This window comes from Pseudomonas izuensis (genome assembly GCF_009861505.1).
In the GTDB taxonomy this organism is placed as follows: Bacteria; Pseudomonadota; Gammaproteobacteria; order Pseudomonadales; family Pseudomonadaceae; genus Aquipseudomonas; species Aquipseudomonas izuensis.
Window position 1 is genome coordinate 80042 of record NZ_WTFT01000013.1, and the last position, 10009, is coordinate 90050.

At 58.3% G+C, this 10009-nt stretch carries 8 protein-coding genes; 5 read left to right on the forward strand and 3 right to left on the reverse strand.

The window, feature by feature from the left end; translation table 11 throughout:
• Window positions 1-53: 53 nt before the first annotated feature.
• Together GPL81_RS14175 and potE are read right to left on the reverse strand one after the other, a co-directional pair.
• The gene (locus GPL81_RS14175) at window positions 54-2339 is read right to left on the reverse strand and encodes an Orn/Lys/Arg family decarboxylase (RefSeq protein ID WP_160107239.1); all 2286 of its coding nucleotides are present in this window, start codon (window positions 2337-2339) and stop codon (window positions 54-56) included.
• Between the two features lie 23 nt (window positions 2340-2362).
• Entirely contained in the window at window positions 2363-3745 is a 1383-nt protein-coding gene (gene potE / locus GPL81_RS14180) for a putrescine-ornithine antiporter (RefSeq protein ID WP_160107240.1), read from the reverse strand.
• A gap of 185 nt (window positions 3746-3930) precedes the next feature.
• Here potE and GPL81_RS14185 point away from each other — a divergent pair, with 185 nt between their 5' ends.
• The 3 genes from GPL81_RS14185 to GPL81_RS14195 all read left to right on the forward strand — a co-directional run bounded on the left by GPL81_RS14185 (window position 3931) and on the right by GPL81_RS14195 (window position 6284).
• The gene (locus GPL81_RS14185) at window positions 3931-4260 is read left to right on the forward strand and encodes a hypothetical protein (protein WP_160107241.1); all 330 of its coding nucleotides are present in this window, start codon (window positions 3931-3933) and stop codon (window positions 4258-4260) included.
• 227 nt (window positions 4261-4487) lie between these two features.
• Window positions 4488-4904 carry an organic hydroperoxide resistance protein gene (locus GPL81_RS14190; protein WP_160107242.1) on the forward strand — a complete coding sequence of 139 codons (417 nt, stop codon included), beginning with the start codon at window positions 4488-4490 and terminating at the stop codon, window positions 4902-4904.
• Between the two features lie 732 nt (window positions 4905-5636).
• Window positions 5637-6284, forward strand: coding sequence for a hypothetical protein (locus tag GPL81_RS14195; protein ID WP_160107243.1), 648 nt, complete (start codon window positions 5637-5639; stop codon window positions 6282-6284).
• Between the two features lie 122 nt (window positions 6285-6406).
• On the opposite strand, the gene GPL81_RS14200 is transcribed toward GPL81_RS14195, so the two are convergent.
• Window positions 6407-7315: a LysR family transcriptional regulator gene (locus tag GPL81_RS14200; RefSeq protein ID WP_160107244.1), complete on the reverse strand. Its 909-nt coding sequence runs from the start codon at window positions 7313-7315 to the stop codon at window positions 6407-6409.
• 138 nt (window positions 7316-7453) lie between these two features.
• On the opposite strand from GPL81_RS14200, the gene GPL81_RS14205 reads away from it, so the two are divergent.
• Entirely contained in the window at window positions 7454-8509 is a 1056-nt protein-coding gene (locus GPL81_RS14205; RefSeq protein ID WP_160107245.1) for a tartrate dehydrogenase, read from the forward strand.
• A 105-nt stretch (window positions 8510-8614) separates the two neighbouring features.
• Entirely contained in the window at window positions 8615-9955 is a 1341-nt protein-coding gene (locus tag GPL81_RS14210) for a dicarboxylate/amino acid:cation symporter (protein WP_160107246.1), read from the forward strand.
• Window positions 9956-10009: the final 54 nt, after the last annotated feature.

Here is a 10009-nt window from a genome sequence, read left to right on the forward strand (position 1 = left end):
TGGCTGACACGCCATCGCGAGCAGGCTCGCTCCTACAGAGGGATATGCTTACCTCATTTCAGTACCAACATCCGATAAACCCCGTCCTCGACTTCGATCCCGTGGGTGTCATGGGTAAAGCCGGGGAAGGATCTGTCGAAAGCTTCCAGCGCCTTGAGATAGGCCAGCAACGCCCCGTCCGCAGGCCCGGCATTCTCGCCCGGCATCAACAATGGAATGCCCGGTGGATACGGCACGATGCCGGTGGCGGCAAGGCGGCCGGCGGCTTGTTCCAGGGTCACCAGCTCGATGTCGTTGCGCACCAGTTTCTCGTAAGCCTCCACCGGACTGAATTCGGCTTTGGGCAGGGTGCCGAACGCCTGGGCCATGTTGGCGGTGGTCTTGTGTTTCTTCATGGCGGCGAAGATTTCGTCGGCCAGATCCTTCAGGCCCATGCCGGCATAGCGTTGCTGGTTGGCGTTGTACAGGCCGGGCAGGCACAGCTCGAGCTCGGCGTTGTCGTCGTAATCACGCTTGAAGTCGAGCAGGGCGTTGAGCAGCGTGCCCCACTTGCCTTTGGTAATGCCGATGGAGAACAGGAACAGGATGGTGAAGTCGGTGGTTTTCTCGACCACGATGCCCTGACGGCCCAGGTACGCCGTGACCACGCAGGCGGGGATACCCTTGGCGAGCAGATTGCCGTCGTCGCCCATGCCCGGGCTGAGTACCGAGACCTTGATCGGGTCGAGCATGCAGTAACCGTCTTCGATGTCACCGAAACCGTGCCATACCGCATTGGGGTGCAGGACCCAGCAGTTCGGGTCGGTCTTCAACTGTGCCGGGTCGACCTCATGGAACGGCACGGTGGCCGCGCCAACCTGTACGGTCGGTGGCTGCCAGCAGGTGAAGAACCAGTCGTCCTTGCTCAGCATCTCGTTGTGCATGCGCGAAAGAACCTGGCGGAAGCTGATGGCTTCTTCGATCGATTCGCTGGTGAGGATCTGCCCGCTCGGTGCTTCCATCATTGCCGAGCTGACGTCGCATGACGCCATGATCGCGTAGTTGGGCGAAGTCGAGGCGTGCATCATGAACGATTCGTTGAAGCGCGCATGCTCGATCGGGTTGCGGCCGTCGCGCACGTGGATCATCGAAGCCTGGGACAGGGCGGCCAGCAACTTGTGCGTCGAGTGGGTGGCGAACACGGTCGGCTTGGACTTGTCATGGTCCTCCGGGTTGCCGTGCATGGCGTGGCGCCCACTGTACAGCGGGTTGAAACGCGCGTAAGCGTACCAGGCTTCGTCGAAGTGCAGACGGTCAACGCTTTCGCCCAGCAGTTCTTCGACGCGGGTGACGTTGTAGGTCAGTCCGTCATAGGTGGAGTTGGTGACGATCGCATGCACCGGCGTCGGGTCGATGCCTTTCTTGACCAGCGGGTTGTTGGCGATGGCGGCTTTCACGCCTTCGGCGCTCAGCGTCTGCGGCAGGATCGGGCCGATGATGCCGTAGCGGTTGCGGGTCGGTACCAGGTAAGTCGGAATGGCGCCGGACAGGGTCATCGCATGTTCGGCGGACTTGTGGCAATTGCGGTCGCACAGGGCGATCTGGTTACGTGTGACGCTCGCCATCAGAATGACGCGGTTGGACATCGACGAACCGTTGGTCACGTAGTACGTGCGGTGCGCGCCGAAGACCTTGGCGGCATAACGCTCGCCTTGGCCGATAGGGCCGCTGTGGTCGAGCAGCGAACCGAGTTCGCCGACCGAGATCGACAGGTCGGAACGCAACAGGTTTTCCCCGAAAAACTCGTAGAAGGCCCGTCCCGCCGTGCTCTTCAGGAACGCCGTGCCGCCGGCGTGGCCGGGGGTGTGCCACGAGTATTCATAGGTGCGGGCAAATTTCACCAGCGCCCCGAACATCGGTGGCAGGGCAGCCTGACGATAGCGTTCGATGGCTGCGAGGATGCGCCCGCTGAGGAAACGGGAGGTATCTTCGGGCAACCAGATGAAGTCGTCGGCGTGCTGCATGACCACCAGCGGAATAGTCGATGCGGTGGTACGGTCGCTGATCAGGAACACCGGTACTCGCGTGTTGCGCTCGCGCAGCTTGACCAGCAGTTTGATGCAGTCGGCGTGACCTTCGCTTTTGTCCATTTCCCAACGGATCAGCAAGCATTGAATGGCAGGGTCCGAAAGCAGGATCGATGCGGCGTCGCTGAGGCTTTCCGAAGTCAGTACGCTGACGCCTCGTCCCTCGACTTCATGGACCAACTGACCCAGGGCGCGGCCAAACACTGTGCTCTTGTCCGCGGGGTTGCTGACCAGTAGCGCCAGCATCCCTAGTGAATGTCTATATTCCGTCATGACTTAACCTCCAAAGTATTTGATTACAAGCTGTTCACCGGCACGGGTTCGGCGGTGAGGTGCTGCGCACTGACGGTCTGCGTCGGTACGCTGTTGTTGAGTGCTTCCAGACGGATCAGGCGGTTGTTGACGAAGCCGAACAGCGTGTAGCCGAAGATGGTCGCCACGCCGCCGAGCATCAGCGCCTGCTCGCCCGAGCTGTACAGCGCCAGATAGCTGTAGGCCGCCGCAATCACGGCAATGAAGTTGGTGACCATCGCCTTGCTTTCCGGCACGTTGGAGATTTTCTGCATAGTCATCAGCGCGGCCATGGACAGGATGTAGGGCACCAGGTTGGTGACCACCGCGAGGTTGACGAGGGTGTTGAACTGCTTGCTCAGGTCGGGGCTGATGGTCAGCAGGGCCAGAGCGGTTTGCGCCGCCAGCAGCACCAGCATGCCGATGATCGGCGTGCCGGCCTTGTTGCCCTTGGCGAAGATGGGCAGGAAATAACCGGTGTTCGCCGAGCTGGCGTATACCTGGGCAATAGTGAACTGCCAGCCGAGCAGCGAACCGATGCAGGCGAGTACCATCGCCGCCATCACGATGTCCCCGACAAACGGGGTGAACATCTTGGCGAACACCAGGCCGAAAGGCGCGGTGGAGGCGACCAGTTCTGCGTTGCCGACGATACCGAAGATAACGTTGGTGGAGACGATGTAGATCACCGCCGCCCCCAGGGTGCCGCCCAGCACGGCAATCGGTACGTTGCGCTCGGGGTTTTCCACCGCCTCGGTGTTGGCGCAAGCCGATTCCAGGCCGAGGAAGGCCCACAGGGTGATCGCCACCGAGGCGCCCGCCGCTTCGAACCAGCTCTTGTCGTGGGGGTTCCAGCCTGCCGCGTAAACGCTGCTGTCGAACCAGAACCAGCCAACCGTGGAGACCAGCACCACCGGCGCAATCACACCCCAGACCGTCACCGCGCCGATCCGGCCGGTAATGCGCGCGCCGCCAAAGTTGGCGAACGTGGTGATCCATAACAAGGCAATAGTCGCCAGGCCCACTTGCAGGGAATCCAGTTTCATCCCGAATAACACCTGGATATAACCCACCGCAGTAATACTAATCGCCACGTTGGCAATCAACAGCGAGAGACCGTAGGTGTAGTTGGTGATGTAGTTACCTGCTTTACCAAACGTGTATTCGGCATAACCACCCATGCCGCCAGTCTTGCGGCTGAGCATCCCGCATCGCGCAAAGGCGTAGGCCAGAGCGAGGGAGCCGGTGGCCGTCACCAGCCAGGAAAGAATCGAAATTGCACCAACTTCCGCGAGTTTTGTCGGTAGTAGCACAATGCCTGAGCCTAACATGTTGACCGCAGTCAACATTGTCAGTTGCCCTACACTCATTTTCTTTGCGACTGACATTCCGTGGCCTCATTAGTTGGCGGAAGAGATTGTTAGCTATAGCAAAGGATGGAAATGTCGCAAGAAAATGACTCTTGTTTAATGATCGGAGTCAGTGTTTTACCAATAAGGCACTATGCTGGCCCCCGGCTTGTTCGCTTATCGCCAGAATCGCTTCAATTTCAGGTGGTTAGGGTGGGAAGCTAATGCGCAATGTATGGGTCGTACTGATCTCGGTCGGTGTCGCGGGTTTTGCAGTGTCTGCCCAGGCCAGGGAGCTGATGCCCAATGAGCGTTATATGTGCAGTTGGGGCGCGGGGACGGCTGCCAGAGCGCAGGAACTCAAGTTGGCCGGGGTTTCTCTTTATGCCGCGCGACAGAAAATCCACTCTTACAAGTTTTCCAAGTCGTGGATGCGGATGATGGCCATGGGCATTACCGAGCAGACTTATGACAGCCCGACCAGGATCAAGCCAGCGGCGGTTCGGGAGAGTTTTTATGACGATTGTGTGAAGTATAAGTTGGCGCGCAAGTAGGAGCTGGCTTGCCAGCGAAGACAGCCTGGAGTCTTGCACCGCCAATCAGGGCGCCTTCGCCGGCAAGCCGGCTCCTACAGGGGGCGGATCCCGGCGAGGTGACCTTTGTCGGATTGGATTCGCGGTTGTGCAGCGACGTCTATATTGAGTGTCCGTCTTCAACCCTGAAGGCCGTTTTTCTGATTTACCTGAACGTGCATAAACCCCATTTCAATCAGGAGATCATCATGACCCAGCTCGATAAAGTACTGTACACCGCCAAAACCCACACCACGGGTGGCCGCGATGGCGCATCCAGAAGCTCCGATGGGATTCTGGATATCAAACTCTCGTCCCCGGGCACCAATGGTGGTGGTACCAATCCGGAGCAACTGTTCGCCGCCGGTTGGTCAGCCTGTTTCATCGGCGCGATGGGCGTCGCTGCCAAAGAGCTGAAAGTTGCGCTGCCCAAGGATGTGGCCGTCGACACCGAAGTCGACCTGGGCACCAATGAAGGTGGCTACCTGCTGCAGGCGCGACTCAACGTCAGCCTGCCGGGACTGGATCGCGAAACCGCGCAGAAACTCGTCGACACCGGACACAAGTACTGCCCGTACTCCAAAGCCACGCGCAACAACATCAACGTCGTGGTCAAGCTCGCCTGAGCTGAAATAAAAAAGGTCCTGGCGACCCGTCTGCAAAGCAGTGTCGCCAAGACCTGAACACATTCAAGAGTCAGGGAGTGAACATTTCTGGAAGTGTTCTGATTTAAGTTATTTTGCAAGGCTCATAATGGCGAAGTCTGTTTATCGTGCGAAATGTTGTCTGCGCTTGTATACAGGCTAGTTTCTTTTGGTGTCCGGCATGCTGAAAATAGTATGACTGTTTTAGTTCTGAGGGTGTAAATGACAATGGTTCGCTGTTTTCCGTGTTTATTTGTCTTCGAGGCAACTAATGGATCCAATTGGCGATGACAAGGATCATGTAAGCCAACCAGCTCAGTTGGAATGGGCCTCGACGGGAAAGTTGCCCGGTTAACGCCGTAGTCATTGGCCCTCGAGCCAGTGACCGCTTGTCGGTGATGTGCTTGGAAAATGAACATTCCGGGCCTGCAGCCCTCAGATTCTCCAGCAGGTCACCTCATGGCTTGCGCTTGAAGTGCAAAAAAGAAGTGGAACCAGAACCTCAAATGCAGTGAGTGCAGATGGGGATTTTTTTACCTGAAATTTGAGGGGTGCTAACTAAGCTGTCATCCATTCATTTGCCGGATCAATAGGATTTCGATAATTAACCTATTGTTTGGTTTTCTTGTATGAGCAAGGTCGTGCAGGGTTGTTTACAACAAGTGCTCTGTTGATTGGCCGACTGTACTATCGAATAAGGTGGAGAAAATACCCGTGGCGATAAATACAATTATGAGCCTGATCGAAAATAAAGAATTCATGGAGTTTTTGCGGCTTGGCGTTGTTTACGTTCATTTGGTCGCCTGTTGTGTGGCAATTGGTTTAGTACTAACCAGTGATATTGCAATGGTCAGGGATCTGTTGAAACGCAAGGCATTCACTGAACATGATCATGCACACATGGAAAGTCTTCAGCGGTCTGTCGTGGTGGCATTGATCGGTCTATGGGTGACAGGCGCTGCCATTATCGGCATCGATTACTTGGGCAAGGGCACGGAATACTTCATGAATCCGAAGCTTCACGCCAAGGTGATCATTGTCACGCTGCTGACCTACAACGGCATTCTGCTGCACCGCCTGGTGTTGCCGGCCATGCAAAAGGCAGGCTCCTTGCTCGAACTCGGATTCAGCGCGCGGATGCTGGCGCTGTTTTGTGGCTCGCTGTCGGCGGTGTCCTGGATGTATGCCGCCATGCTCGGTGTCGGGCGTCCATTGGCCTGGAAATATTCGCTCTCCGAACTGTTGATGGCGTATCCGGTGCTGATTGTGCTGGGCTTCCTGGCGATGGTGGCGTTGACTCAGCGAGCCAAGCGCCAGAACACCCTCGATGCGCCGCAGTGGACAAATGCAGCCGCGCACTAGGCCGGTAGCCCTGTAGGAGCTGGCTTGTCGGATCGCCGCATCGCAGCGAAGGCGGCATGCCTGACATACCGCGTCGCCTGGTTCGCCAGCAAGCCGGCTCCTACAGGGAAGTGGTCAGCGCTTCAGTTGTCCTCAACGTTATCGATATGCTTGAAGCGTTCGATCAGAAAGTCGATCAGGCTGCGTACCCGCGCCGATAAATGCAGCTGTTGCGGGTACACCGCATACACGTCGGCGCGGGTCGGCGTCTGGTCTTCCAGCACCAGGCGCAGGCGACCACTGCGCACATAGCGGGCGATGTCCCACTCGGCCCGTAGCAGAATCCCGAATCCCTCCAATGCCCAGTTCAGGGCCACTTCGCCATCGTTGCAGCCCAGGGCGCCATGCACCTTGATGTTGTCGGTGTGCCCGCCGTTGGTGAAGCTCCAGACACCATAGGGTGACTCGTTCTGGCGGATGAAAATGCAATTGTGGTTTTGCAGGTCGCTCAGTTTCTGCGGGGTGCCGTACTTGTCCAGATACAGCGGCGAGGCGCACAACAAGCGACGGTTGGAGGCGATTTTGCGCGCGTGAAAAGCGGCGTCCGGCAGGGTGCCGAAACGGATGCCCAGATCGAAACCGTGGGTGGCCAGGTCCAGTGGGTGGTCACTGATTTCCAGTTGAATTTCCACTTCGGGGTACTGCGCGTAAAACGCAGCCAGGGCAGGGCCGATGTGGCGGCGGCCGAAGCCGAGCGAAGCATTGACCCGAATCAGGCCCTTGGGCGTCGCGCGGCTGCTGCTGACCAACTGCTCGAGTTCATTGATCTGCGTGAGGATGCGCGCGGCCTGGGAGAAATACAGCTCGCCTTCGGACGTCAGGCTCATCGAGCGCGTGGTGCGGTTGACCAGGCGGATGCCCAGCCGGGCTTCCAGCGCCGTCAGGCGCTTGCTCACCGCCGGTGGCGTGATGCCGAGCTCCCGGGCCGTCGCCGCGAGGCTGCCTTTATTGGCCAACAGGTAAAAAAACGACAAATCCAGGGTCTGGCTCATTCGTAACTCAAAGTTATTTATGTAGTGATTTGGAGTAACTCACAGCTATTTGTTCACTACATATACTCCGCTCACACCCCGCCTGAACAGTCCGGTTCAACGGGAACAACAAGAAATCGATGAGAGTGGAGCCAACCAATGAGCGCATACAAAATCGCTGCAGTGCCAGGTGACGGTATCGGTGTGGAAGTGATCGCCGCAGGCGTCGAAGTACTGCAAGCCCTGTCGAACAAATCCGGCTTCAAACTGGATTTCAAACACTTCGACTGGAACTCCGACAACTACCTGAAAAACGGCTACTACATTCCCGAGGGTGGCCTGGAAGAACTGAAAACCTTCGACGCGATCTTCTTCGGCGCTGTCGGTGCGCTCAACGTGCCGGACCACATTTCACTGTGGGGCCTGCGCCTGCCGATCTGCCAAGGCTTCGACCAGTACGCCAACGTGCGTCCGGCCCGGGTGTTGCCGGGCGTGAAAAGCCCGCTGCACAACGGTGACCAGATCGACTGGGTGGTGGTGCGGGAAAACTCCGAAGGCGAATACTCCGGTAACGGCGGCCGCGTGCACCGAGGCCTGCCGGAAGAAGTCGCCACCGAAGTCTCGGTGTTCACCCGGACAGGGGTCGAACGCATTCACCGCTTCGCCTTCGAGCTGGCGCAAAGCCGCCCGCGCAAACACCTGACCATGGTCACCAAGTCCAACGCCCAGCGTCACGGCATGGTGTTGTGGGACGAGATTTTCTACGAAGTGGCCAAGGACTTCCCGGACGTGAAGATCGACAAGGAACTGGTGGACGCCGTGACCACGCGCATGGTGCTCAAGCCGTCGACCCTGGACGTGATCGTCGCCACCAACCTGCACGCCGACATCCTCTCGGACCTGGCCGCCGCGCTGTCCGGCAGCCTGGGCATCGCGCCGACCGCCAACCTCAACCCTTCGCGTAAATTTCCCTCGATGTTCGAACCGATCCACGGCTCGGCCTTCGACATCACCGGCAAAGGCGTGGCCAACCCGATCGCGACCTTCTGGACCGCCGCCATGATGCTTGAACACCTGGGTGAAGCTGCGGCCGCGAAACACCTGATGTCGGCCATCGAAGCGGTGACCGAAAGCGGTTTGCACACTCCGGACCTGGGCGGTAACGCCACCACGCGGCAGATCACCGATGCGGTGATTGCGCTGATCAACCGCTGATTTTTTTCACTGATTCAAAGTCGTACTGCGGCACAACGCCCGGGGCGGATCAACCGTTCCGCCCCCCGGCATTTCCTGACAACAATAAAAAATCAGGGCCCTGTCATGAAAAGAATATTCGGCAAACTCTACGTACAAGTGCTCATCGCCGTGATCCTCGGCGCCATCGTCGGGGTCTTCGTTCCCGAAACCGGCGCTGCGCTCAAACCCTTGGGCGATGCGTTCATCAAACTGATCAAAATGCTCCTCGCACCGGTGATCTTCCTGACCGTGGTCACCGGCATCGCGCGCATGGAAAACATGAAGGAACTGGGCCGGGTCGGCTTCCGCGCGCTGCTGTATTTCGAAGTGGTGTCGACCCTGGCGTTGGTGGTCGGTCTGGTGGTGGTCGATGTGTTCAAGCCCGGCGCCGGCATGAACATCGATGTCGCCACGCTGGATACTTCCAGCCTGGCCACCTACACCTCGGCGGTGAAGCATGCCTCGTTCATGGACTTCGTCATGAACATCATCCCGGACACCATTGTCGATGCCTTCGCCAAGGGCAACGTCCTGCAGATCCTGTTGTTCTCCATACTGCTGGGCATCGCCCTGGCCCACGTCGGGCCGCGGGGCAAAGCCTTTGTGGATACCCTGGACAGCCTGATGCAGGGCATGTTCCGCATCGTCAACATGGTCATGCGCCTGGCCCCGATCGGCGCATTCGGCGCCATCGCGTTCACCATCGGCAAATACGGCTTCGGCTCGCTGTTCTCCCTGGGCAAGCTGATGGCCTGCGTGTACCTGACTTGCGCGGTGTTCGTGATTTTCGTGCTCGGGCCGATCTGCCGTTACAGCGGTTTCAGCCTGTGGAAATTCCTCAAGTTCATCAAGGAAGAACTGTTCACCGTGCTGGGCACCAGTTCATCGGAATCGGTGCTCCCGCAGATGATCTCCAAGATGGAAAAGGCCGGCGTGTCCAAACCCGTCGCCGGGATGATCATTCCCTCCGGCCTGACCTTCAACCCGGACGGGCAAGCGATCTACTACACCATCGCGGCGATTTTCATTGCCCAGGCGACCAACACGCCGCTGACCCTGACCGACCAACTGATCGTGCTGGCGGTGCTGATGTTCACCTCCAAGGGGTCGGCGGGTGTCACTGGTTCCGGGTTCATCATTCTGGCGGCTACCTTGTCGTCCCTCGGTACGATTCCGGTGGCGGGGATGGTGTTGTTGCTGGGGGTGGATCGCTTCATGTCGGAGGCACGGGCGATCACCAATACCATCGGCAATGGCGTGGGCACCATGGCGATTGCCAAATGGGTGGGGGCGCTGGATACGGAGAAGATGCATAAGGCGTTGAATGGGGAGGTTGTGGAGGAGAAGCCAGAGGTGGTGTTTGCGCCTCCGACGTTGACGGGTGCTTCCTTGCCGGCAAACCTGAAGGCGGCGTCGCGGGCGTAGGTGGTGTACATATCCGTTTCTTCGGTAACGGCCACTGGCGGTTTCGCTCTTACA